22 protein-coding genes and 1 pseudogene are annotated in these 23,875 nt (G+C 54.9%); 15 read left to right on the forward strand and 8 right to left on the reverse strand.

Going from position 1 to position 23,875, the window contains the following annotated elements:
* Window positions 1–5: 5 nt before the first annotated feature.
* The 4 genes from cysD to ACGS9J_RS18795 all read left to right on the forward strand — a co-directional run bounded on the left by cysD (window position 6) and on the right by ACGS9J_RS18795 (window position 3,387).
* Entirely contained in the window at window positions 6–914 is a 909-nt protein-coding gene (cysD, locus tag ACGS9J_RS18780; RefSeq protein ID WP_020825260.1) for a sulfate adenylyltransferase subunit CysD, read from the forward strand.
* 11 nt (window positions 915–925) lie between these two features.
* Window positions 926–2,353, forward strand: a complete 1,428-nt coding sequence (cysN, locus tag ACGS9J_RS18785) for a sulfate adenylyltransferase subunit CysN (RefSeq protein WP_442232322.1) — start codon at window positions 926–928, stop codon at window positions 2,351–2,353.
* A gap of 1 nt (window position 2,354) precedes the next feature.
* Window positions 2,355–2,984, forward strand: coding sequence for an adenylyl-sulfate kinase (gene cysC / locus ACGS9J_RS18790; RefSeq protein WP_442232323.1), 630 nt, complete (start codon window positions 2,355–2,357; stop codon window positions 2,982–2,984).
* Window positions 2,985–3,069: 85 nt separating this feature from the next.
* The gene (locus tag ACGS9J_RS18795) at window positions 3,070–3,387 is read left to right on the forward strand and encodes a DUF3561 family protein (protein ID WP_037424725.1); all 318 of its coding nucleotides are present in this window, start codon (window positions 3,070–3,072) and stop codon (window positions 3,385–3,387) included.
* 53 nt (window positions 3,388–3,440) lie between these two features.
* Here ACGS9J_RS18795 and ACGS9J_RS18800 read toward each other — a convergent pair whose 3' ends face one another.
* The 3 genes from ACGS9J_RS18800 to ACGS9J_RS18810 all read right to left on the reverse strand — a co-directional run bounded on the left by ACGS9J_RS18800 (window position 3,441) and on the right by ACGS9J_RS18810 (window position 5,750).
* On the reverse strand, window positions 3,441–4,163 hold the full coding sequence (locus ACGS9J_RS18800; protein WP_442232324.1) for an amino acid ABC transporter ATP-binding protein: 723 nt from the start codon (window positions 4,161–4,163) through the stop codon (window positions 3,441–3,443).
* Window positions 4,147–4,866 (reverse strand): amino acid ABC transporter permease, encoded by a 720-nt coding sequence (locus ACGS9J_RS18805; RefSeq protein WP_442232347.1) that lies wholly within the window; start codon window positions 4,864–4,866, stop codon window positions 4,147–4,149. Before ACGS9J_RS18805 ends, ACGS9J_RS18800 begins: the two co-directional genes overlap by 17 nt.
* A gap of 113 nt (window positions 4,867–4,979) precedes the next feature.
* Window positions 4,980–5,750 carry a basic amino acid ABC transporter substrate-binding protein gene (locus tag ACGS9J_RS18810; RefSeq protein ID WP_442232325.1) on the reverse strand — a complete coding sequence of 257 codons (771 nt, stop codon included), beginning with the start codon at window positions 5,748–5,750 and terminating at the stop codon, window positions 4,980–4,982.
* A 406-nt stretch (window positions 5,751–6,156) separates the two neighbouring features.
* Here ACGS9J_RS18810 and ftsB point away from each other — a divergent pair, with 406 nt between their 5' ends.
* From ftsB to rpoS, 8 genes are all read left to right on the forward strand, one after another.
* Window positions 6,157–6,477: a cell division protein FtsB gene (ftsB, locus tag ACGS9J_RS18815; protein WP_442232326.1), complete on the forward strand. Its 321-nt coding sequence runs from the start codon at window positions 6,157–6,159 to the stop codon at window positions 6,475–6,477.
* A gap of 3 nt (window positions 6,478–6,480) precedes the next feature.
* Complete coding sequence (ispD, locus tag ACGS9J_RS18820; protein ID WP_442232327.1) at window positions 6,481–7,188, forward strand: 2-C-methyl-D-erythritol 4-phosphate cytidylyltransferase; 708 nt, start codon at window positions 6,481–6,483, stop codon at window positions 7,186–7,188.
* Window positions 7,189–7,198: 10 nt separating this feature from the next.
* Entirely contained in the window at window positions 7,199–7,672 is a 474-nt protein-coding gene (ispF, locus tag ACGS9J_RS18825) for a 2-C-methyl-D-erythritol 2,4-cyclodiphosphate synthase (protein WP_006317702.1), read from the forward strand.
* Between the two features lie 4 nt (window positions 7,673–7,676).
* The gene (truD, locus tag ACGS9J_RS18830) at window positions 7,677–8,723 is read left to right on the forward strand and encodes a tRNA pseudouridine(13) synthase TruD (RefSeq protein WP_442232328.1); all 1,047 of its coding nucleotides are present in this window, start codon (window positions 7,677–7,679) and stop codon (window positions 8,721–8,723) included.
* Window positions 8,724–8,979: 256 nt separating this feature from the next.
* Entirely contained in the window at window positions 8,980–9,741 is a 762-nt protein-coding gene (gene surE, locus ACGS9J_RS18835) for a 5'/3'-nucleotidase SurE (protein WP_442232329.1), read from the forward strand.
* Complete coding sequence (locus ACGS9J_RS18840) at window positions 9,735–10,361, forward strand: protein-L-isoaspartate(D-aspartate) O-methyltransferase (RefSeq protein ID WP_442232330.1); 627 nt, start codon at window positions 9,735–9,737, stop codon at window positions 10,359–10,361. Before surE ends, ACGS9J_RS18840 begins: the two co-directional genes overlap by 7 nt.
* Window positions 10,362–10,686: 325 nt before the next feature.
* Window positions 10,687–11,673, forward strand: coding sequence for a murein hydrolase activator NlpD (gene nlpD / locus ACGS9J_RS18845; protein ID WP_442232331.1), 987 nt, complete (start codon window positions 10,687–10,689; stop codon window positions 11,671–11,673).
* A 54-nt stretch (window positions 11,674–11,727) separates the two neighbouring features.
* A complete protein-coding gene (gene rpoS / locus ACGS9J_RS18850) occupies window positions 11,728–12,726 on the forward strand; it encodes an RNA polymerase sigma factor RpoS (protein WP_044554227.1) in 999 nt (332 codons plus the stop codon).
* A 201-nt stretch (window positions 12,727–12,927) separates the two neighbouring features.
* On the opposite strand, the gene glsA is transcribed toward rpoS, so the two are convergent.
* Together glsA and mutS are read right to left on the reverse strand one after the other, a co-directional pair.
* Entirely contained in the window at window positions 12,928–13,932 is a 1,005-nt protein-coding gene (gene glsA / locus ACGS9J_RS18855) for a glutaminase A (RefSeq protein WP_442232332.1), read from the reverse strand.
* Between the two features lie 459 nt (window positions 13,933–14,391).
* Window positions 14,392–16,953, reverse strand: a complete 2,562-nt coding sequence (gene mutS / locus ACGS9J_RS18860) for a DNA mismatch repair protein MutS (RefSeq protein ID WP_442232333.1) — start codon at window positions 16,951–16,953, stop codon at window positions 14,392–14,394.
* Window positions 16,954–17,111: 158 nt separating this feature from the next.
* On the opposite strand from mutS, the pseudogene ACGS9J_RS18865 reads away from it, so the two are divergent.
* Window positions 17,112–17,471: pseudogene (locus ACGS9J_RS18865) on the forward strand (integrase); the annotation flags it as partial.
* A 107-nt stretch (window positions 17,472–17,578) separates the two neighbouring features.
* On the opposite strand, the gene ACGS9J_RS18870 reads toward ACGS9J_RS18865, so the two are convergent.
* The 3 genes from ACGS9J_RS18870 to dalD all read right to left on the reverse strand — a co-directional run bounded on the left by ACGS9J_RS18870 (window position 17,579) and on the right by dalD (window position 21,830).
* Entirely contained in the window at window positions 17,579–18,874 is a 1,296-nt protein-coding gene (locus ACGS9J_RS18870; RefSeq protein WP_442232334.1) for an MFS transporter, read from the reverse strand.
* Between the two features lie 83 nt (window positions 18,875–18,957).
* A complete protein-coding gene (gene xylB, locus ACGS9J_RS18875) occupies window positions 18,958–20,421 on the reverse strand; it encodes a xylulokinase (protein ID WP_442232335.1) in 1,464 nt (487 codons plus the stop codon).
* Window positions 20,422–20,432: 11 nt separating this feature from the next.
* Complete coding sequence (gene dalD / locus ACGS9J_RS18880) at window positions 20,433–21,830, reverse strand: D-arabinitol 4-dehydrogenase (protein WP_442232336.1); 1,398 nt, start codon at window positions 21,828–21,830, stop codon at window positions 20,433–20,435.
* Between the two features lie 202 nt (window positions 21,831–22,032).
* Between dalD and ACGS9J_RS18885 the strand changes: the two genes are divergently transcribed.
* The gene (locus tag ACGS9J_RS18885; RefSeq protein ID WP_442232337.1) at window positions 22,033–22,977 is read left to right on the forward strand and encodes a sugar-binding transcriptional regulator; all 945 of its coding nucleotides are present in this window, start codon (window positions 22,033–22,035) and stop codon (window positions 22,975–22,977) included.
* Between the two features lie 575 nt (window positions 22,978–23,552).
* A complete protein-coding gene (locus ACGS9J_RS18890; protein WP_020825274.1) occupies window positions 23,553–23,870 on the forward strand; it encodes a PTS sugar transporter subunit IIB in 318 nt (105 codons plus the stop codon).
* The last annotated feature ends 5 nt before the right edge of the window (window positions 23,871–23,875 follow it).

Consider the following 23,875-nt stretch of genomic DNA (forward strand, 5'->3'; position numbering starts at 1 on the left):
CTGTTATGGACGAAAAACGACTCACTCATTTGCGGCAATTGGAGGCGGAGAGTATCCATATCATCCGTGAAGTCGCCGCTGAATTCGGCAACCCGGTGATGCTCTATTCCATCGGTAAAGACTCTTCCGTGATGCTGCACCTGGCGCGTAAGGCCTTTTTCCCGGGGACGCTGCCGTTCCCGTTGCTGCACGTGGATACCGGTTGGAAATTCCGTGAAATGTACGAATTTCGCGATCGCACCGCCAAAGAATACGGTTTTGAACTGCTGATCCACAAAAATCCGGAAGGCGTGGCGATGGGTATCAACCCGTTCGTTCACGGCAGTGCCAAGCACACCGATATCATGAAAACCGAAGGTCTGAAGCAGGCGCTTAACAAGTACGGTTTCGACGCCGCGTTTGGCGGTGCCCGTCGCGACGAAGAAAAATCACGTGCCAAAGAGCGTATCTATTCTTTCCGCGACCGTTTCCACCGCTGGGATCCGAAAAATCAGCGTCCGGAGCTGTGGCACAACTACAACGGCCAGATCAACAAAGGCGAGAGCATCCGCGTGTTCCCGCTGTCGAACTGGACCGAGCTGGATATCTGGCAATACATTTTCCTGGAAAAGATCGACATCGTGCCGCTGTATCTGGCCAAACCGCGCCCGGTAGTAGAGCGCGACGGTATGCTGTTGATGGTGGACGACGATCGCATCGATCTGCAGCCGGGCGAAGTGATCAGCCAGCGTATGGTTCGTTTCCGCACGCTGGGTTGCTGGCCGCTGACCGGCGCGGTGGATTCCGAAGCGGAAACGCTGCCGGAGATCATCGAGGAGATGTTGGTGTCCACCACCAGTGAGCGCCAGGGACGGATGATCGACCGCGATCAGTCCGGCTCGATGGAGCTGAAAAAGCGTCAAGGGTATTTCTAAGGAGCCGCCGGATGAACAACGCAATTGCACAACAAATCGCTGAGCAGGGCGGGGTCGAGTCTTACCTGCATGCGCAGCAACACAAAAGTCTGTTACGGTTCCTGACCTGCGGCAGCGTCGACGACGGTAAAAGTACCCTGATCGGCCGCTTGCTGCACGATACCCGTCAGATCTACGAAGATCAGCTGTCTACGCTGCACAGTGACAGCAAACGCATCGGTACCCAGGGCGAGAAACTCGATCTGGCGTTGCTGGTCGATGGCCTGCAGGCCGAGCGCGAGCAGGGCATCACCATTGATGTGGCCTATCGCTACTTCTCGACCGAAAAGCGCAAATTTATTATCGCCGATACGCCGGGGCATGAGCAGTACACCCGCAATATGGCGACCGGGGCCTCGACCTGCGACCTGGCGATCTTGTTGATCGATGCGCGCAAAGGGGTACTGGATCAAACCCGCAGACACAGTTTTATCGCGACGCTGCTGGGGATCCGCCATCTGGTGGTGGCAGTCAACAAAATGGACCTGGTGGATTACCAAGAGTCGGTGTTCGAGCAGTTCAAGCAGGACTATCTGACCTTCGCCGAGCAGTTGCCGAACGATTTGGACATCAAGTTTGTGCCGTTGTCGGCATTGGATGGCGACAATGTGGCAAGCGAAAGCGCCCAGATGCCTTGGTATAGCGGCCCGACACTGCTGCAGGTGCTGGAGAGCGTGGACGTGATCAGCGAACGCGAGACGCAGCCGCTGCGTTTCCCGGTGCAATATGTCAACCGCCCGAACCTGGATTTCCGTGGCTATGCGGGCACTCTGTCAGCCGGGGTGGTGCGTGTGGGCCAACGCGTGAAGGTATTGCCTTCCGGCGTGGAATCTACCGTGGCACGCATTGTGACCTTTGATGGCGATTTGCAGGAAGCGGTACCGGGCGAAGCGATCACGCTGGTGCTGGCGGATGAAGTGGACATCAGCCGCGGCGATCTGCTGGTCGATGCCGGGGAAACTCTGCAGGCGGCACAAAGCGCGCTGGTGGACGTGGTGTGGATGGCTGAAAAGCCATTGCTGCCGGGCCAGAGCTACGACATCAAAGTGGCTGGCAAAAAGACCCGGGCGCGTGTGGAGGGCATACGCCACCAGGTGGAGATCAACTCGCTGGCGCAGCATCAGGCGGACACTTTACCGCTCAACGGCATCGGTCTGGTCGAACTGACCTTCGACGAACCGCTGGTGCTGGACAGCTATCAACGCAACCACGATACCGGTGGGCTGATCTTTATCGATCGCCTGAGCAACGTTACCGTGGGGGCCGGTTTGATCCGCGAAACCTTGCATCAGGCTCAGGCATCGGCCGGGGAGTTCAGCGCGTTTGAACTGGAGCTGAATGCTTTGGTACGTAAACACTTCCCACATTGGGGCGCGCGCGACCTGATTGGGGGCCAATAACGTGACCGAAGCTCAACAACGGTCAACCGGGCCGGATGATGACAACGTGGTTTGGCATCCGCATGCGGTAGCGCGTGCGGATCGCGAAGCCCGCAACGGCCATAAAGGCGTAGTGCTGTGGTTTACCGGTCTGTCCGGCTCGGGCAAATCGACCGTCGCCGGTGCGCTGGAACAGGCGCTGCACGCTCATGGCGTCAGCACCTATCTGCTGGATGGCGATAACGTGCGTCACGGCCTGTGCCGCGATTTGGGTTTCTCCGACGATGACCGGCGCGAGAATATCCGCCGCGTGGGCGAAGTGGCGAAACTGATGGTGGACGCGGGTCTGGTGGTACTGACCGCGTTTATTTCTCCGCATCGCGCCGAACGGCAGATGGTGCGTGAACTGCTGGATGAAGATCGCTTTATTGAGGTGTTTGTCGACACGCCATTGGCGGTGTGTGAAGTGCGCGATCCGAAAGGATTGTACAAAAAGGCCCGCGCCGGCGAGCTGCGTAATTTCACCGGAATCGACTCGGTTTACGAGGCGCCGCAACGGCCGGATATTCACCTTGATGGCCAACAATTGGTAACAAATTTGATTGCGCAATTGTTAGACGTGCTGCGTGGTCGGGCTATTATCAAACCCTGAATTCAGAAAAGCGTGTGGCGTTTTTGCGCCATACGCTTTTTACGCTAAGCCCGCCGGAGAGCGCGCCGAATAACCAGGGATCGCTATGCAAAATGTCTCGCCTATCTTGATTGACTCAAACCAGGAAAAAGAGGAGCCCTCTTATTCTTTCCTGGGCGGCGTCTGCGGCTTTGTTTTCTACTGGCTGGCCTTCGCAGTGCCGTTTTTGGTTTATGGCTCCAATACCCTTTTCTTTCTGCTCTATACCTGGCCGTTCTTCCTGGCGCTGATGCCGGTTTCGGTGCTGATTGGCATCACGCTCAGCATGCTATTGCGTGGCCGACTGATCCTGACGCTGCTGCTGACCGGCACTATCGTGCTGTGTCTGTTCTGGCTGGTTTTCAGTTTTCTGACCGGTTGGTGAGGGAAAGGGCGCAGTAAGCTGCGCCCGAAGCATTGCCAAGCCGTTGCCGAAGGTTACAAAACTTTGCTCAGAAAAGCCTGAGTGCGCGGATTGGCCGGCTGGCTGAAGATCTGCTGTGGCGAGCCTTCTTCCTGAATGATCCCCTGATCGATAAACAGCACCCGATCGGCCACTTCGCGGGCAAAGCCCATTTCATGCGTCACCACCACCATCGTCATGCCTTCGTGCGCCAATGACTTCATCACCGCCAGCACTTCGCCAACCAACTCGGGATCCAGCGCTGAGGTGGGTTCGTCGAACAGCATGATTTTCGGTTCCATCGCCAGCGCCCGGGCAATCGCCACGCGCTGTTGCTGACCGCCGGACAGGCTGTTGGGATAGGCGTCAATTTTGTCCAGCAGCCCGACCTTTTGCAGCAGCGCCTCTGCTCGCAGTATGGCATCGGCACGTGACAGCTTTTTCACGCCCATCGGCGCCATGATGATGTTTTCCAACACCGTCATATGCGGGAACAGGTTAAAGCGTTGAAACACCATGCCCACGCTCTCACGCATTTTATTGAGATCGGTTTTCTGGCTGTGTACGGCAAAACCGTTGACCGTGATCTCGCCGCCGGACAGGGTCTCCAGCGCGTTGATGCAGCGCAGGAAAGTGCTTTTGCCGGAGCCGGACGGGCCGATGACGCAGACCACTTCGTTCAACGCGATCTCGCAGGAGATGCCGCGCAGTACGTGACTCTCACCGAATTGTTTTTGCAGGTTATGTACGCGAATCACTTTTCCCGAACCTCTTTTCCATGTGTTGCACCATCAGCGAAAGCAGGAAGGTGAGGACCCAATAGACCAGCGAAATGGTCAGGTAGGGCTCCCAATAGGTGGCATAGGCGCCGGAAACTGTCCGGGCAGCATAGGCCAGATCGGCAAGCCCGATGGCAGAGGCCAGCGAGGAATCCTTGACGATGGCAATGGCATTGTTGCCCAGTGGCGGCAGCATGCGACGGAATGCCTGTGGCAAGATCACTTTGCGCATGGTTTTGCCGTAGCCCATGCCCAGCGAACGTGACGCTTCCATTTGGCCGCGATCGATTGACTGAATACCGGCGCGGAAAATTTCCGAGACGTAGGCGCCTGCGTTGAGCGTAATCGCCACCACGCAGGAGAGAAATGCGCCATAGTCGGAACGCAGCGCACGGGCGAAATCGGTACTCATCAGACCGCTGGTGACCAGCAGGCCGTCACGCGGATTGATAAACAACGGCACCAGCGCAAAGTGCACCACCATAATCTGCACAAACAGCGGCGTGCCGCGGAAGGCGCTGATATAGATGCGCACTGGCCACTGAACGCCGTAATGCAGTATCGGTTTCCAGATGCCGTGCGGTGCCTGCGCCAGACGGCCTAACCCCAGGAGCAGCCCCCAGGTGGTGCCCAGTATTACGCAGATAATGGTGCATTTGATGGTCATCCAGGCGCCTTCCATAAACAGCGGGGCGTACTCCTGGATAATCTCCCAACGGAAATTCAATGAGTGTTCCTTCTTGTATGCTCAGACGTTATTGCTCCGGAGCCCGACGAGCTCCGGTGGTTGGGAACTTATTCGGCAGGCAGCGTCGGGACGTTGCTGTCAAACCAGGTCTGGTAGATTTTGGCGTAGGTGCCGTCGGCAACGATTTTCTTCAGGCCGGCATTGATTTTGCCGCGCAGTTCATCATTGCCTTTAGCCACGGCGATACCGAAATACTGACGTTCGAATTTAGTATCGGACACCAGCTTGAACTCTTTTTCCGGGTGGGTTTTGATGTAAAACTTGGCCACGCCGACGTCGCCCACGGCCGCGCCGATGCCGTCTTCATACAGCTCTTGCAGCATTAACGGGGTGTTGTCGAAACGTTTGATGGCGGTGTTGTTCTTGCCCAATACGTCGGATACCACGATGTCGCCGGTGCTGGAGTTGACTACGCCGACCTTCAGCGCTTTCAATGCGGCGATGGAGTCTACGCTGGAGTCTTTGGGCACCACGATAGCCTGCTCTGCCGGGAAGTAGGGAGCAGAGAAATCAACCATCTGTTTGCGTTTGTCGGTGATGGTGATGCCGGAAATAATGATGTCGCGATCGCCGGAGTTCAGCGTGGCGAAAATGCCTTCCCACGGCGTATTCACCAGTTTCACCTGGAAGTTCTCGGCCTTGGCTACGGCCTTGATGATATCGATATCAAAGCCTTCCAGCTGTTTGCTGCTGTTCTCGAATTCGAACGGACGGTAGGTGCCGCCGGAGCCGACCACGTAGGTAGGTTCCGCTGCCAGGACTGAGGCCGACAGGGTGGCGGCCAGACAGGCGCCAATCACAACTAAAGATTTAAACATTGCTATCCCCGATAATTAAAAGTGAACCATTGGATTTATTTATGCACTATGAGTGCATAAAAATAATCTTTAATGAATAAAAACACAACTCCTACCTGATGATGAAATTTTTAATGGTGTTAAATATTCACTTTTGGCTCATCACTGGCGGAAGCTTTGGTGAAATCAGCAGGCAGGCAGTTTTTCTTACTGCATAACCGGAAAAAACGCTGAAGGGGAATAATCTGGTGGTGTCGGCTGGTTTTTCTGCGGTGAAAGCGGTTTTTTTTGCCGCTTTCGAAGTGAATTTAGGTTATAAACTCAGGAAATTCTCATCCTACTCTGAATTTGGCGGTGAAATGCCGTTCTCAGTGTGGAGTCCAACGAAAAGTTGTGGGATGATTGGTCGGTTTTTCAGGGGGCGGAGATGGGAAAACTTACGCTGCTATTGCTGGCATTGCTCGGTTGGTTACAGTATTCACTGTGGCTGGGCAAAAATGGTGTTCACGATTACGTGCGGGTCAATGAGGATGTTGCGCTCCAACAGGGCAGCAACGCTAAATTGAAAGCGCGTAACGATCAGCTGTTCGCCGAAATCGACGATTTGAACGGCGGTCAGGAAGCGATCGAAGAGCGCGCGCGCAATGAACTGAGCATGATTAAGCCCGGTGAGACTTTCTATCGTCTGGTTCCTGACCAATCCAGACGCAACGCGGCGTCCTCCTCGCAAAATAACCTACAAAAGTAACGCATGAATCACTCCGCAGGAACCTTTCCATCGGTGATTGCCGTCCTGCCCGCTGCCGGTATTGGCAGCCGCATGCAGGCTGATTGCCCGAAGCAGTATCTAACCATCGGCCATCAAACCATTCTCGAACACGCGATCCATGCGCTGCTGCGGCATCCGCGTATTTCGCGGGTGATTGTGGCGATCGGTCCCGATGACCAGCAGTTTTACCAGTTGCCGATTGCGCGGGATCCCCGCGTGCAGGCCACCATTGGCGGGCAGCAACGCGCCGAGTCGGTGATGGCGGGCTTGCAGCTGGCCGGCGAGGCCCAATGGGTGCTGGTGCATGACGCGGCGCGCCCTTGTCTGCATGCTGACGATCTCGACCGCCTGTTGGCGATTACCGAGCACAGTGATGTGGGAGGGATCCTGGCGGCACCGGTGCGTGACACCATGAAGCGCGCAGAACCCGGTCAAAGTGCCATTTCCCATACGGTAGAACGCCAAGATCTGTGGCATGCGTTAACGCCGCAGCTATTCCCGCTGGCGTTGCTCAAGCAGTGCCTGCAGCGCGCGCTGGATGAAGGGGCGACAGTGACCGATGAAGCATCGGCCCTGGAGCATTGCGGCTATCATCCGTTGCTGGTCAATGGGCGTTCGGACAATATTAAGGTCACGCGGCCGGAAGATCTGGCGCTGGCGGCATTCTATTTAACTCAGTTAGACAATTAAGGAGCGCATCATGCGTATCGGCCACGGTTTTGACGTACATAAATTTGGCGGCGAAGGCCCGTTGGTGATCGGTGGCGTTCGTATTCCTTATGAAAAAGGTTTGCTGGCCCATTCCGACGGCGACGTAGCCCTGCACGCGGCAACCGATGCCCTGCTGGGGGCGGCGGCGCTGGGGGATATCGGCAAACTGTTCCCGGATACTGACCCTGCCTTCAAAGGTGCCGACAGTCGTGAGCTGCTGCGTGAAGCCTGGAAACGCATTCGCGCCAAGGGTTATCGTCTGGGGAATCTGGACATCACCATTATTGCTCAGGCCCCTAAAATGGCGCCGCATATTCCGCAAATGCGCGTCTTCCTGGCGGAAGATCTGCAATGCCATATGGACGACGTTAACGTTAAGGCCACCACCACCGAACAACTCGGTTTCACCGGGCGTGGCGAGGGCATTGCCTGCGAAGCGGTTGCCTTGCTGATCAAGGAATAAGCGCATGGACATGGCTAACCTGACCTGGCTGCATGGCCAGCCGCAAAGCACCGGTGTGCTGAAAGCCAACCCGGAAGATTTCGTGGTGGTCGAAGATCTGGGCTTTGAGCCGGATGGCGAAGGCGAACACGTGCTGGTGAACATCCGCAAAAACGGCTGCAACACCCAGTTCGTTGCCGATTATCTGGCGCGCTTTGCCGGCATCCATGCCCGATCAGTCAGCTACGCTGGCCTGAAAGATCGCCACGCGGTGACCGAGCAATGGTTCTGCCTGCATCTGCCTGGCAAAGAGACACCGGATTTTACCCAGTTCTCATTGGAAGGCTGCGAGGTGCTGGCCAGCGCCCGTCATTTGCGCAAAATGCGCATCGGCACGTTAAAAGGCAATGCTTTTACTCTGGTGCTGCGCCAGATCTCCGATCGTCAGGACGTTGAACCCCGTCTGCAGGCGATTGCAGCCGACGGCGTACCGAACTACTTCGGCAGCCAGCGCTTTGGGCGCGGCGGCAACAACCTGGTGATGGCTCGCCGTTGGGCGAATGACGAAATCCGGGTGAAAGAGCGCAGCAAGCGTAGCTTTTATCTTTCCGCCAGTCGCAGTGCGCTGTTTAACCTGATTGCCAGTCGGCGCTTGGCCAATCAACAGCAACGTACCGTGCTGGAAGGGGATGCCCTGCAGCTCAGCGGTCGCGGCAGTTGGTTTGTCGCTAAACCGGACGAGCTGGAAGCGTTGCAACAACGGCTGGACGCCGGCGAACTGATGATTACCGCTCCCTTGCCGGGTGACGGTGAGCCGGGTACCGCCGGGGAAGCGCTGAGTTTCGAACAGCAGTGTCTGCTGGAACAACCGGAACTGATGTCGCTGCTAAAGCGTGAGCGTGTAGATCCCGCCCGTCGGGCCTTGCTGTTACAGCCAAAGAATATGCAGTGGGACTGGTGGGATGACGCCACTCTTGAGCTGCGTTTTTGGCTGCCGGCCGGCAGTTTCGCCACCAGCGTGGTGCGTGAAATTATGCGTCCGGACAGTAGCGATGCGGATATTAGCGAGTAATAAAGAAACCTGCGTAAGCGGGTTTTTTTTCGTCGGAAGAAAACCGGTTTAGGGATCCTCGCCTGATCTGCATTGAGTTTCCTGCCTTTGGCGGTGGGGGAAAGCCGCCTTTTCCCTTGGTGACTGGACATGCCGGGGGGAGTAAACATAATATCTGCTGATTAGGCGCCTCCTTTTGGGCAGTCATACCGAGTATTTAAATCCCAGACCGCGTTAAACGGTGTCTGGTTGAGAGATAAAAAGAAGACAAACTCTTATGCGGATATTGCTGAGTAATGACGACGGTGTAACCGCCCCGGGCATTCAGGTGCTGGCGGCGGCGCTGCGAGAGTTCGCTGAGGTGCAAGTTGTGGCCCCCGATCGTAACCGCAGCGGTTCTTCCAATGCGCTGACGCTGGAATCCCCCTTGCGCACCCTGACGATGCCCAATGGGGATATTGCCGTGCAGCAAGGGACACCGACCGATTGCGTGTACCTGGGGGTGAATGCCCTGATGCAGCCTGCGCCGGATATCGTGGTTTCCGGTATTAATGCCGGCCCCAATCTGGGCGATGACGTAATCTATTCCGGTACCGTGGCGGCCGCCATGGAAGGGCGCCATTTGGGGTTGCCTGCGCTGGCGGTGTCGCTGAATGGCCATCAGCATTATGTGACCGCTGCGGCGATCACCTGCCGGGTGCTGCGTGCCTTGCTGCGTGAGCCGTTGCGCACCGGCAAGATCCTCAATATCAACGTGCCGGATTTACCGTTGGACGAGATCAGGGGCATTCGCGTGACCCGCTGCGGCAGCCGCCATCCGGCGGATAAGGTGTTCTGCCAGCAGGATCCGCGCGGGCAAAACCTTTACTGGATCGGGCCGCCGGGTGATAAGTTTGATGTCGGGCCAGATACGGATTTCGCTGCGGTAGAGCAGGGTTACGTGGCAATCACACCCTTGCAGGTGGATTTAACCGCCTATGCGGCCCAGGACGTGGTAAAAACGTGGTTAACCAAAGCAGGGGTTGGCGGGGAATGGTGAACAAGCGTATGCAAACATTGCTGACGCAACTGCGTCAACAAGGGATCCAGGACGAACGATTGCTGCTGGCCATTGAGGCGGTGCCGCGTGAACGTTTTGTTGATGAAGCACTTGAACACAAGGCTTATGAAAATACCGCGTTGCCCATCGGTTCGGGTCAAACGATCTCCCAGCCTTATATGGTGGCGCGGATGACCGAATTGCTGAACCTGACGCCCACCTCCCGAGTTCTGGAGATTGGCACCGGTTCCGGCTATCAAACCGCTATCCTGGCGCATCTGGTGCAGCATGTGTGTTCCGTTGAGCGTATCAAAGGGCTGCAATGGCAGGCTAAACGCCGCCTGAAGCAGCTCGATCTTCACAATGTTTCCACCCGTCACGGCGACGGCTGGCAGGGATGGGCCTCTCGGGGGCCGTTTGATGCCATTATTGTCACAGCTGCGCCACCGGAGATCCCTCCGGCGCTGATGGAACAGTTGGACGACGGCGGTATTTTGGTGCTGCCGGTCGGTGAGCAGGCTCAAATCCTCAAACGTATTCAGCGCCAGGGGAGTGAATTTGTTATCGATACCGTCGAAGCGGTGCGCTTTGTCCCCCTGGTGAAGGGCGAACTGGCCTAGCGATTGTCTGAATTTTCGACAGGAAATGAAATCTGTTGCACTTTCATCGCCTCCGGTTAAGGTTTTAGCGTTTCAATAAAACTAATTTTCAATACAATTGCCTTTCTGCGCAGTTGTCTTATGGTGCAGCAGCGCTAATGTGGTTAGCATTGGCGCGCTGTTTTGAGGCTCCGGTATGAGGTTTCCTGACGTTCAGGGATCGGCCGCGGGCACCTTTCATTGTAGGAACTTAGAGAATGTTAAAAGCTCAGCTACGATGTAAAGGGTATTTTGGATATATCGCTGATATTGCTGTCATGGGGGAAGCATGAGCACGGGAAGCCCAATGATTACATTACGCCGGGTTGCGGTGTGTACGATGGTAAGTTTGTGGTTGGCGGGTTGTTCGAACAATGCGTCGACATCGGCCCCTATCAGTAGTGTGGACGGTGGCGGAGCCGCTGCATCCGGCAACGCTGGGGCACAGGCCGGTTCTGAAGGACACATTGTTTACAACCGCAGTTACACGTCGATCCCCAAAGGGAGCTACAGCGGTAATACCTACACGGTTAAGCGCGGAGATACGCTGTTTTACATCGCCTGGATCACCGGAAACGATTACCGGGACCTGGCCCAGCGCAACAATATCCCTGAGCCGTATAGCCTGAATGTGGGTCAAAACATTCAGCTTGGTAATGGTTCTGCTTCTGGAAACGGCGGCATGCTGGCGGCAACAGACGCTACCAGCGGCGGCGTACCTAAGCCGCCATCGACCTCCCAGATACAAACTGCAACGGTTGATTCTCAATCAACTAACGCGTATTCTGATAATTCGGGTAAACAGAATGTAGGTAAGATGTTACCTACAGCAGGCGCAGTGGCGGCAACTACCGCAACAGCCCCTGTTACCGCCCCGGTCGTTGCTCCACCTGTGAGCAGCACCGTCAGCAACAGTGCCCCAGTAAGTACCTGGAGATGGCCGACTGACGGTAAGATTATTGATAACTTTTCCTCATCAGAAGGTGGGAATAAAGGTGTCGATATCGCCGGGTCCCGTGGGCAGCCTATCTCCGCTACCGCCGATGGTCGTGTAGTGTATGCAGGCAACGCTTTACGGGGTTACGGTAATCTAATCATCATCAAACACAATGATGATTACCTGAGCGCCTACGCTCACAACGACACAATGCTGGTCCGGGAACAACAAGAAGTGAAGGCGGGTCAAAAAATAGCCACCATGGGTAGCACCGGAACCAGTTCAGTACGTTTGCATTTTGAAATTCGTTACAAGGGGAAATCCGTAAACCCGCTGCGTTATCTTCCGCAGCGATAGATTGGGCAGAATACGCTGTTATTCTGCTCGCGGTATCACGGGTAGGAGCAGCATATGAGCCAAAATACGCTGAAAGTTAACGAGTTACATGATGATGCGGATTTCGACGAGAACGCAACGGAAGCGGAATCATTCGACGAAAAAGCACTGGTTGAAGAAGAGGCCAGTGAGAATGATCTAGCGGAAGAAGAGTTGTTGTCACAAGGCGTGACCCAACGCGTATTGGATGCGACGCAGCTCTATCTGGGCGAAATCGGTTATTCTCCGCTGCTTACCGCAGAGGAAGAAGTTTATTTTGCGCGGCGTGCACTGCGCGGTGACGTGCCGTCCCGCCGCCGAATGATTGAAAGCAACCTGCGGCTGGTGGTGAAAATCGCCCGCCGTTACAGCAACCGCGGCCTGGCGCTGCTGGATCTGATTGAAGAGGGTAACCTCGGTCTGATCCGCGCAGTGGAAAAATTTGACCCAGAACGCGGTTTCCGTTTCTCGACTTACGCTACCTGGTGGATCCGGCAGACGATTGAACGGGCGATCATGAATCAAACCCGAACCATCCGCTTGCCTATCCACATAGTTAAAGAACTGAATGTCTATTTGCGCACTGCGCGCGAGCTTTCTCACAAACTGGATCATGAACCGAGCGCTGAAGAGATTGCAGAGCAACTCGACAAGCCGGTGGATGACGTCAGCCGCATGCTGCGCCTGAACGAACGTATCACTTCTGTGGATACGCCGTTGGGTGGGGATTCGGAGAAAGCGTTGCTGGACATTCTGGCGGACGAGAAAGACAACGGACCGGAAGACACCACGCAAGACGATGACATGAAACAGAGCATCGTTAAATGGCTGTTCGAACTGAACGCCAAACAGCGTGAAGTGCTGGCGCGTCGCTTTGGCCTGTTGGGCTATGAAGCGGCGACGCTCGAAGATGTGGGCCGTGAGATTGGCCTGACTCGCGAGCGAGTACGTCAGATCCAGGTTGAAGGTTTGCGTCGCCTGCGTGAAATTCTGCAGATGCAGGGCCTGAGCATTGAGGCACTGTTCCGCGAATAACGTCGGCAGTTGAAACCGCATCAAATAAAAACGGTGAGCGTGATGCTCACCGTTTTTTTTTCTAACCCATACCACAGATGCGGATAGATAAAAGCCGCGATTAGGCAAAGCCTGCCACCGACCTATTTGCCGAGGGCAAATAAGAGCGAGCGCCCGTCACCCAATAGAACCTTCGCAGAAGCCGCTGATGTGGTAGAACGGTTAATGAGAGCCGTAAAAGTTAGCTTTGGTTGCGTGTGCGACATAGCTGATGGCTTCCTGCGCACGGACACTGTTGCCGGCTTTATCCAAAGGGGGTGAGTAGACTGCAATGGCGTATTGGCCTGGGACTACTGCGACCATACCGCCGCCAACACCGCTTTTGGCCGGGATACCCACGTTGTACAGCCACTGGCCTGAACCGTCATAGAGGCCTGCGATCGCCATTTCTGCCAGTATGTTAGGGACATATTGTTGCTGCAGTAGCTGCTTGCCAGTGAAGGGGGATTGACCCGCGTTAGCCAATACGGCACCCATTTTGGCCAGTTGCTCAGTGGTGGCATTTACCGAACATTGTTTGGTATAGATATCGAGCGCTTCGTCGGCGTTGCTGTACATACGGCCATAAGACGTCATCAGGCGGCTCAGTGCCTGGTTATGCTGGTTAGTCACGGATTCGGAATGATAGACGTTCAGATTAATGCTCAATTTAGCATCGGCATAGGCGTCCATATTATCGATAATCTGTTGCCAACGATCATTGGCATTTTTTGCATTGATGAAACTGACGGTACTAATAGCGCCGGCATTAACCAGTGGGTTCTGTGGGCGCTCTGGACGCAGTTCGATGGCGAGGCCAGAATTAAACGGCAATCCGGTTGAGTTTGCGCCTAACTCGCTCAGTACTTTTTCTGCGCCATGTTGATTTAATGCGATAGATAAAGAGAATATTTTGGTTAATGATTCCAGTGGAAATGTCTTTTGTGTATCCCCGGCGGTATAGAGTTTTCCATCTATGGTCGCAATCGCGATCCCGTAGTTTTTTTCACTGTAAGTGGCTAATTCAGGAATATAATTCGCAACCTCGCCACGATTATCATTTTTAAATTTTTGATAGGCCGATTGCGCAATGGCAGCATAGTCGGGAGAGTCTGCTGCTAAGGCACCGTTACTGGTCAGTGAGATGAGTGGAATAGCAAAAAATAGAGCTAAAAAATCAGCTTTCATAAAATGACTCCTACAGAATGGATAGGTAGTGGTATTAAATAAATAAAATAGCTAACGAGAATGTGCGCAATGGACATTGTGCAAATGACAATGATTGCTTGATTAAAATACAGACGGTTATGGCGGTGCTGTTTTAACGTGGTTTTTGGTCTATTTTACTAACAGAGTGGCGATGAAGAGCGTCGCAGGAAGGATGGTATTCTTTCCAATGCAGTAGCCGTGGGCGATCCCACATTTAATATTGACTAGAAATTAACAGGTATAGTATTCGCGTCAATATGTTTTACGTCCAATTGATTGTTCGAATGAATATAACAAGGGCTAATAGTCATCACTAATCAAAAACAGGATGTGAAACATTTTTCCTTTCACTGTGTAACAATAATGTTGAAGCGAATTAAAATAAAAACGGTGAGCGTTATACTCACCGTTTTTTATGCCTGCCGTTTATACAATGCGCTAGACCATATTCTTCAGGCGGTAAATCCACTCCAGTGCCTGGCGAGGAGACAGTGAATCCGGATCCAGCGCCTCGAGCGCTTCAACCGCCGGAGAGGTTTCCTCATTCAGCAGCGTCATCTGAGTGGCGTCAACGGTGCCGGTGGCAGTATGGTTGGAGATGGCTTCCAGCTCACGTAATTTCTGACGAGCGCGTTTGATCACCTCGCGCGGTACGCCAGCCAGCGCGGCAACGGCCAGACCATAACTTTTGCTGGCGGCACCGTCCTGCACGCTGTGCATAAAGGCGATGGTGTCGCCGTGCTCCAGCGCATCCAGGTGCACGTTAACCACGCCTTCCATTTTCTCCGGCAGGGTAGTCAGCTCAAAGTAATGGGTGGCGAACAACGTCATGGCCTTAATGCGGCTGGCCAGGTTTTCGGCGCAGGCCCAGGCCAGGGATAAGCCGTCGTAGGTCGAGGTACCGCGGCCAATCTCATCCATCAGCACCAGGCTATGCTCGGTGGCGTTATGCAGGATATTGGCGGTTTCGGTCATCTCCACCATAAAGGTAGAGCGGCCGGAGGCCAGATCGTCCGCCGCACCAACGCGGGTAAATATGCGATCGACCGGGCCGATGATCGCCTTGCTCGCCGGCACGTAGCTGCCGATGTGGGCCATCAGTACGATCAGCGCCGTTTGACGCATATAGGTACTTTTACCCCCCATATTGGGGCCAGTAATGATCAACATTCGGCGCTGTGGCGACAGTGACAGCGGGTTGGAAATAAAGGGTTCGCTCAGCACCTGCTCCACCACCGGGTGGCGGCCTTCGGTGATGCGTACGCCGGGTTGCTCGCTCATGGTCGGGCAGGCGTAGTTCAGCGTTTCTGCTCGTTCGGCCAGGTTGGCCAGCACGTCCAGTTCGGCCAACGCCGCGGCGCTTTGCTGCAATTCACCCAGATGCGGCAGCAGCAAATCGAACAGCTCTTCGTACAGACCTTTCTCGATCGCCAGCGCTTTCCCTTTAGAGGTCAGAACCTTGTCTTCATACTCTTTCAGTTCGGGAATGATGTAGCGTTCGGCGTTTTTCAAGGTCTGGCGGCGCACGTAATGGATCGGCACCAGATGGCTCTGCCCGCGACTGACCTGGATGTAATAACCGTGAACGCCGTTAAAGCCGACTTTCAGCGTATCCAGCCCCAGTTTTTCACGTTCGCGGATCTCGAGACGGTCGAGATAGTCGCTGGCGCCATCGGCCAACGCACGCCATTCATCCAGCTCGCTGTTATAGCCGGGAGCGATAACGCCACCGTCACGCACCAGCACCGGCGGGGCTTCCACTACGGCGCGTTCCAGCAAATCCTGCAGGGCATCAAACTGACCCACCTGTGACAGCAGGTGCTGCACATGCGGTGTATCAACGCCCTTTAACAATGCGTGGATATCCGGCAACTGCTGGAAAGCATGACGCATGCGCGCCAGATCTCGTGGCCGGGCGCTGCGCAATGCCAGGCGGGCCAATATGCGCTCCAGATCGCCGACCTGTCGCAATGAAGGCTGTAGATCGGTATACAGATCCTGCAGTGCGCCAATGGCCTGCTGGCGGTTATTCAGCACCGTGATGTCGCGGGTGGGCATATGCAGCCAGCGTTTAAGCATGCGGCTGCCCATGGCCGTTACGCTGTGATCGAGGATCGCCGCCAGCGTATTTTCACTGCCGCCTGACAGGCTCTGGGTCAGCTCGAGATTACGCCGGGTGGCGGCATCCATGATAATGCCGTCCTGCTGACGTTCCATGGTGATGCCACGGATATGCGGCAACGAGGTACGCTGGGTATCTTTGACGTACTGCAACAGACAGCCGGCGGCACGCAGTGCCTGATGCGCCTGTTCAACGCCGAAACCGGTAAGATCGCGGGTGCCGAACTGCAGGTTGAGCTGCTGGCGGGCGGTCTCCGGCTCGAATTCCCACAGCGGGCGACGGCGCAGGCCGTGGCGCTGCTCAATCAGCGACATCTGTTCAAAGGTTTCGGGGTAAAGCAGCTCGGCGGGATTGGTGCGCTGCAGCTCTGCCGCCATGGTTTCGATATCGGCCGGTTCGGCAACGCGGAAGCGGCCGGAGCTGATATCCAGCGTCGCGTAACCAAAACCGCGTGCGTCCTGCCAGATGGCGGCCAGCAGGTTGTCCTGACGTTCTTGCAGCAGGGCTTCGTCGGTGATGGTACCCGGCGTGACGATGCGCACCACTTTGCGCTCAACCGGGCCTTTACTGGTGGCCGGATCGCCGATTTGTTCGCACAGAGCAACGGATTCACCGAGCTGCACCAGTTTGGCTAAATAGTTTTCCACCGCGTGATGGGGCACGCCGGCCATCGGGATAGGCTCACCCGCAGAGGCGCCGCGTTTGGTCAGCGAAATATCCAGCAGTTGAGACGCGCGTTTGGCGTCGTCGTAAAACAGCTCGTAGAAATCGCCCATGCGGTAGAACAGCAGGATCTCGGGATGCTGGGCCTTGAGGCGCAGGTACTGCTGCATCATTGGGGTGTGGCCAGTGAAGTCCTTGTCAATAGACTCTTTCATGTTGATTTTACTCGTTTTATAAGTCTTTTGTATATTCAGGCGGCCCCTCGTGAAGCCCCCTGCAAACTCACAGAAACCCATAAGTTTCTATACCAGAGGTTTTCTAGCGACTCGCTGAAATACCGATGCAGGCTGCTGGTACACCTTTGGGTCAATGTATGAAAATGACACTCAATCAGTCGATGGTAATCAATAAGTTATCTATCGACGTTAAACCAGGTTTCGATCTCGACGGACGAGTAGCCTACTTACCCAACCCTGGACGAAAGCCGTATCTTATCACTGACAACCACAGAGATTCACCCGTAGGTTTCGGTGACAAAATCAGTGCAACCCACCAGACCTGTATCATCCAGTGCGAGTGTCATCATCAGGAAAAACGCCCGCTACCGAAGGTAAAGTACTCTGCGAGATTATCAGATCAAAGATTGGCAATGTGTCTGATTTTTCCAGCCTTGTTCAGGCATCGCGATGCAGCCCGCAATTTTGTTCAGACCATGAGGCTGACGAAAACAAACTCAAGCGTGGGGCGAGCTTATGGGTTGAAAAGTGAGTTCGGTAAAATAAAAAAAGTGGCATCAACTGATGCCACCTCGCCAATCATAAAATAACCCGCCCATCGCCATTATCTGGTCGGCTTCTGCAGTAACGCATTATCAATTGCCTGACTGCGTTTCACCTTCGACGGATGCCCCGGCTGTTCGACTTTGACCATCACCGTTAGCACGGCGGCGACCAGATACAGCGCGGTATATACCCATACCACGCCGACAATATCGAAGAACGGCAAAACGATAGACGCAATCGCCGGTGCGACGAAATTGCTTAAGCCTGCGGAGAGGTTGTAAATCGAAATGGCGGCCCCTTTGTGGTTGGGTTCCAGCACGGGAAAAACGGCGGTCATCGGCACAAATGCGGCGACGGTAATTCCCAGCATGATGGCGGGGATCAGCGCGATCCAGAAGTTATGCCCCGCGTAGACTGGCAGATAATAGAAGGTCAGGCTGGAGATGGCGCAACCGATGCAGCCAAACCAGCGAACTTGCCGCAGCCAGCCAATTTTCTCCCCCAAAATGCCCCACATGACGTTGGTAAAAATGGTGACGAAGAAGAACACCGCCCAGATTTGCAGCCATTCTGACATGGTAAAACCCAGTCGCCCGACAAACAGCATCGGCATGATCACCGCGAAGCCAAACAGGGAAATGGTGTTGATAATACGGATCAGGCAGGAAATGAAAATATCGCGATTGGTGAACAAGATGGTGACCGCACGGCTCAGCTCGCCGAGTTTCTCTTTCGGACTGAGACTGGCTTTGCTGCTCGGTTTTCCGACCTTACGCAGCAGCGTCATCGCCATCACTCCGCCGACCACGACCCATACGATAGCGAACCACAAGGTACCGGTTTCCCCCATATAGGGAATGGTGAAGCTTGGCAAATAGCTACCGATGCAGCCGATACCAATTGAGTACATCGCCCAGAACCAGCCCATCGCCGATGACAGGTTCTGCTTGGGGACAGTTTGCACCACCAGCATCACGAACGAGTAGATAAACAGCGGGTATGCCAACCCACGAATGCCGTAAAACAGCAACATCATCGGGTAGTTTTTCATGCCCAGACCGAACAGCATGAACAACATGTGCATCACCACCCACAGGATGAACCCAATGCGCATGGCTCTTTGTGGCGTAATGATCTCGGCGACCACGCCGGAACTCCACGCTGCCAATGCTGCCGCCAGCCCGTAAACGGTGAACACCACAGCAGATTCTGACGCGGTGAACCCCATGTCGATAATGTGTTTTGAGAGAAATGCCATTTCGAAACCGTCGCCGCTCATAAAGATAGCGATGGCGATATAGCCCCAAAACAGGTTCATCGGTAAACCGAACCAATGAGTGCGTTGTGTTTGCATGTCAGACTCCTGTGCGGAATAACCCGCAACGGGTGATGAGTAGGGAGCACGATGGGGCGCTTGAGTGCCCTCGTTTTGTTGCCTTATGTCACTCGCAGAGCAACCTGTTGTTGATACAGCTGACGATAGGTATTCAGGCGCTCGCTCAGCATGTCGCGAAGGGGAGGAGCAGGTTCGAAGTGACGGGCAATAGCCGGTTTACGACAGACGTCGGCGAAGTTTCCGCCGTGAGCCAGCCAGCCTAATCGTGCCGCGCCTAACGCGCCGCCCGCTTCCCCGCCGGCGTGGGTGACGATCGGCAGGTCAAGGGCGTCACTGATGAGTTGCGCCCAGCGATCGCTGCGTGCGCCGCCGCCAACTAGTGAACATTGCTGCAAGTGAGTCCCCGCCTGTTGCATTACCGCCAGTCCGTCGGCCATGCCAAAAGCCACGCCTTCGAGCACGGCATAGCCGAGCGTGGCACGGTCGCTGCTGTGGGTCATGCCGTGAAATGCGCCAGTGGCGTTCGGGTCGTTATAGGGGGTACGTTCGCCGGAAAGGTAGGGCAGAAACAACGGGGCTTGCCGCTGTTGTGCCGGGCTGAGCTGGGCAATTTCCGCCAGCAGGGTGGTTTCATTGCTGCCTACCAAATTGCAATACCAGCGCAGCGCACTGGCCGCAGTGAGCATCACGCTCATCTGATGCCAGCGCTTCGGCAGGGCATGGCAAAAGGCATGTACGGCGGATTGCGGATTGGGGCGAAAGCGGTCGCTTACTGCAAACAGCACGCCGGACGTGCCGAGTGAAATAAAGGCGTCGCCCGTTTCTACGGCGCCAATGCCGACGGCGCTGGCCGCGTTATCGCCACCCCCTCCGGCGATCACCACGTCATCACGTAAACCCCATGCCCGGGCGATATCATTTTTCAGAGTGGCGCTAATATTGCTGCCTTCTGTCAGTGTTGGCATATGCTCGCGAGTCAGGCCGCAGGCTGCCAGCAGTGAGTCTGACCAGTCGCGTTTGGCTACGTCGAGCCACAGGGTACCGGCGGCGTCTGACATGTCGGAGACTTTCTCTCCGCTCATCATCCAGCGCAGATAATCTTTTGGCAGCAAAACGCTGGCGGTCTGCTCAAAAATTGCCGGTTCATGACGCGCTACCCACAGCAGTTTCGGTGCGGTAAAACCCGGCATGGCCAGATTCCCTGCCACCTGATGCAACTCTGGCGCACTCTGTGTTAACTGCACACACTGTGCCGCGCTGCGGGTGTCGTTCCATAATATGGCCGGCCGGAGGACTCTGCCTTCGCGGCTGAGCAACACTGCGCCGTGCATCTGACCCGACAGCCCGATGGCGCGGATCTCACGCCATTGCTGCGGTAATTTTTGGCGCAGACGAGCAATCACGCGGTGAGTGGTTTGCCACCAGTCATCAGGGTTTTGCTCCGCCCACTGCGGCTGTTGGCGACTGACTTCCAGCGGTTCGCCGGCGCTTGCCAGCCATTTTCCTTCGCTATCGATCACCACCGCTTTTATTTCTGAGGTGCCTAAATCCAGTCCGAGATACATAGATTTTCCCCTTATGCCCGAGTGACGTCAGCTAACCACTGATTGACCCGCAACACAGACTGGCGCATGAGATCGGTGAATTCGGCCTTACTGGCGAGGGAGGCGAATAGCTTGCTGTCACCGGCAAAACGGGCGACAGGATCGGCGCTGTCCAACAGGGCGTGAACCGCCGCGGCATCGAGAATGCCATCTTGATACTCATACGGCAGGCGGTTGAGATGCCATTGCTGCAGGTAGACGAAAAACAGCGCGGGCAACATGGCTGTGGCATGCGGTGTCTGGCCGCGTTGGTAGCATTCTTGCAAAGTTGGCGTGATGAACCCCGGGATTTTAGAGAATCCGTCGGCGGCGACGCGCTGGTTGGTATCTTGTATATGTGGGTTACTGAAACGCTCCAGTACCACGTCGCGATAGGCTTCAAGGTTTAGCGGGCTTGGTGTCAGCGACGGGATCACATCTTCGGTCACATAGTCGTAAGCCATCTGACAAATGGACTGCGTGCGGGTACTTTCATCAATATAGCTTTGCCCGATTAACGTACCGGCCCAGGCAATGCAGCTATGACTGGCATTCAGAATGCGGATTTTAGCTTCTTCATACGGCAAAACGGACTCGACCATTTCGACGCCAACGTGTTCCAGCGCGGGGCGCCCGGCAATGAAATCATCTTCGATAACCCATTGAATAAAGGCTTCACTCATCACCGGTGCGCAATCTTTAAATCCAGTCGCCTGTTCGACACGGTGTGCGATATCTGGCGACGGCCGCGGTGTAATGCGGTCCACCATGGTGTTGGGGCTGCGGGTGTTTTTCTTCACCCAGTCGATCACCTTTTGCTGTTGGCGCAAGGCTAAAAACTGCAACAAACCGCCGTGGAAACGGTCGCCGTTGTGGCGCAGGTTATCGCAGTTGAGCAGGGTGACTGCGCCACCGTTATTGGCGATACGGCGCGCAAGAATATGACTGATGGCACCATAAATCGTGCGGCATCCACCGTTGAGATCGGCCTGTATATCGGCATTGCTTTGATCGAGGTTGAACTGGTTATCGAGGTAATAACCGCCTTCGGTCACGGTAAAGGAGATCACTTTAGTGTGTGGATCTGCGCCTTGTGTGATCAGCGCTGCCAACTCGTTATCCCAAGGAATGATTTTTTGAATCGAGGTGATGGTTTCATATTCGCGCTCCCCTTGCGGAGTGACGGTTTCCAGCACGTATTGACCCTTCTGCGCCTGTAAGACATTCAGCAATGGCACGCCATCCTCACGAATATTCCCCAACGCAATCGACCATTCTTTATTGCCTTTGGCTAACAGCTGGTGCAGATACCACGCCTGGTGTGCACGGTGGAAAGAGCCGCTGCCGATGTGTAACCAGATGGATGGCGTGGCGTGATATGTCTCGTTCATAAGATTCTCCACTAGGGTTGTTTTTTTTGGGCATAAGCTCTTTCATTGGGCTTTTGCTTGATTTTGGCTAGCTTAATAGAACATTTGCCCATCAAATGGGCTTTAGCTCACAAAATTGCGACTTGAGTGAATTTTGACGTCACGGCGTGTGAAGATTGGCGATAAAATGCCGCCATGAGAATCAACAGGTAGGGAAGTGCGCGTGAGTAAGAATGATAAAAAATTAGATCAAGCGGCACGGGCAGCATGGATGTATTACGTCGCGGGGCAGACGCAGAATGAAATCGCCGATGCATTAGGCGTATCACGCCAGGTGGCACAACGGTTGGTCGCCAGCGCGCTCGATAACGGATTGGTCAGCGTGCATATTTCGCATTCAATAGGGCGCTGCATGGAGTTGGCCTCACAGCTTAAAAAGCGTTTTGGGCTGGGCGTGTGTCAGGTGGTTCCGGGGCAGGGAATGGACAATTTGGGCATCAGTCACGCGATTGCCGTGGCCGGTGCGGAAGTGATGACCCAGTACATTCGCCTCGAGCAACCGATGATCATTGGAGTGGGTTCAGGTCGCAGCCTGAAAGCGGCTATTGATGAACTGACGGATATTGAACGCCCACAGCACAGCAGCGTCTCTCTGATTGGCGCTATTGCTTCCGATGGTTCTTGTACCCGCTATGACGTGCCGCTACTGATGGCGCAAAAAACCCAGGGGCGTTATTTCATTCTGCCGGCACCGCTGTTTGCAGACGGTGAAGAGGATCGTTCTATGTGGTGCAACCATCGCATTTACCGCACGGTGAGCGAAAAGGCCAGTCAGGCTGACGTGACGTTCATCGGCATTGGCACCATCGAACCGGGTTGCCCGTTGCATAAAGACGGGTTTATCAGCGCCGAGAATGTGGAGTCGCTGATGAGGAAAAATGCGGTCGCGGAAGTGCTGGGACACTTTATGGGGCCGGACGGTCAGCGTATTGAGAGTGAACTCAATGTGCGGTTGACCAGTGTCGGTCTGAAACTGCATGACGACAAGCCGGTGATCGCCCTTGCCGGTGGCCCTGATAAACACCTTGCCGTGCGTGCCGCACTGAACGGTAAGTGGATCAACGGGCTGGTCACCGATGAAGCCTGTGCGGAAGCTTTACTGCAATAACGTTATTTTTTGCCGATCTCGGCGATGCTACTGCTGTTCATCAGATGATCATCGCCGTTCAAATAGGTGTGGCGGGTTCGCCAGCACCCGCTTTTTCGTTGAATCGACATGCTACCCGCTCAAAATTCCGGCCACTCCCGGCCGCTTTTACATCGGTCGGAACGCCTTATCGGCGTGAACCGGGCTAATCAAGGGCGAACGATTTTTTGCTCACCTCTCACCCACTGCGTGGCCCTGCGCAGAGAATAATCCATAAATACCCAGCATGTTTATAACGCATTGTTTATAATTGTTATTTGTTTATTTTTGATGAATTTATTCAGTAATTAAAGGTTATTTGCGAGGTCGGTCACACTATTTTTTTGTGCGAAATGTGAAGAGGGTCAATCGGGAAGGTCAAGGAGAGACGGTTCTTTCTGTTGATGGCTTACCGGTCCGCTCCGCTGCCTCCGTATACTGTCCGCAACCAGGGCAAAGTAACGGAAATTTTCATAAGGAATGTGCGTGAGGCAATAGCTATTGCATCTGGCAAACAAATGACACGGGGCTTTTTTGATTATCTTGAGGGATTGGGTATGGAAAAGAAAAAAATCTATCTGTTTTGTTCTGCCGGTATGTCGACTTCCCTGCTGGTTTCAAAAATGAAGGCGCAGGCCGAGAAGTACGAGGTGCCGGTGATCATTGCCGCTTACCCTGAGGCGCTGGCCGCAGAAAAAGGCGCTGAGGCAGATCTGATCCTGCTGGGACCGCAGATCGCCTACACGCTGGCTGAAGTGCAAAAGCAGTTGCCCAATAAGCCCGTCGAAGTGATCGACTCCGCTTTATACGGCAAGCTCGATGGCCTTGGGGTGTTGAAGGCCGCGGTCGCCACCATAAAAAAAGCTAACCAATAAAGGGG

It is taken from the genome of Serratia quinivorans (assembly GCF_052113645.1).
GTDB classification, from domain to species: domain Bacteria; phylum Pseudomonadota; class Gammaproteobacteria; order Enterobacterales; family Enterobacteriaceae; genus Serratia; species Serratia quinivorans_B.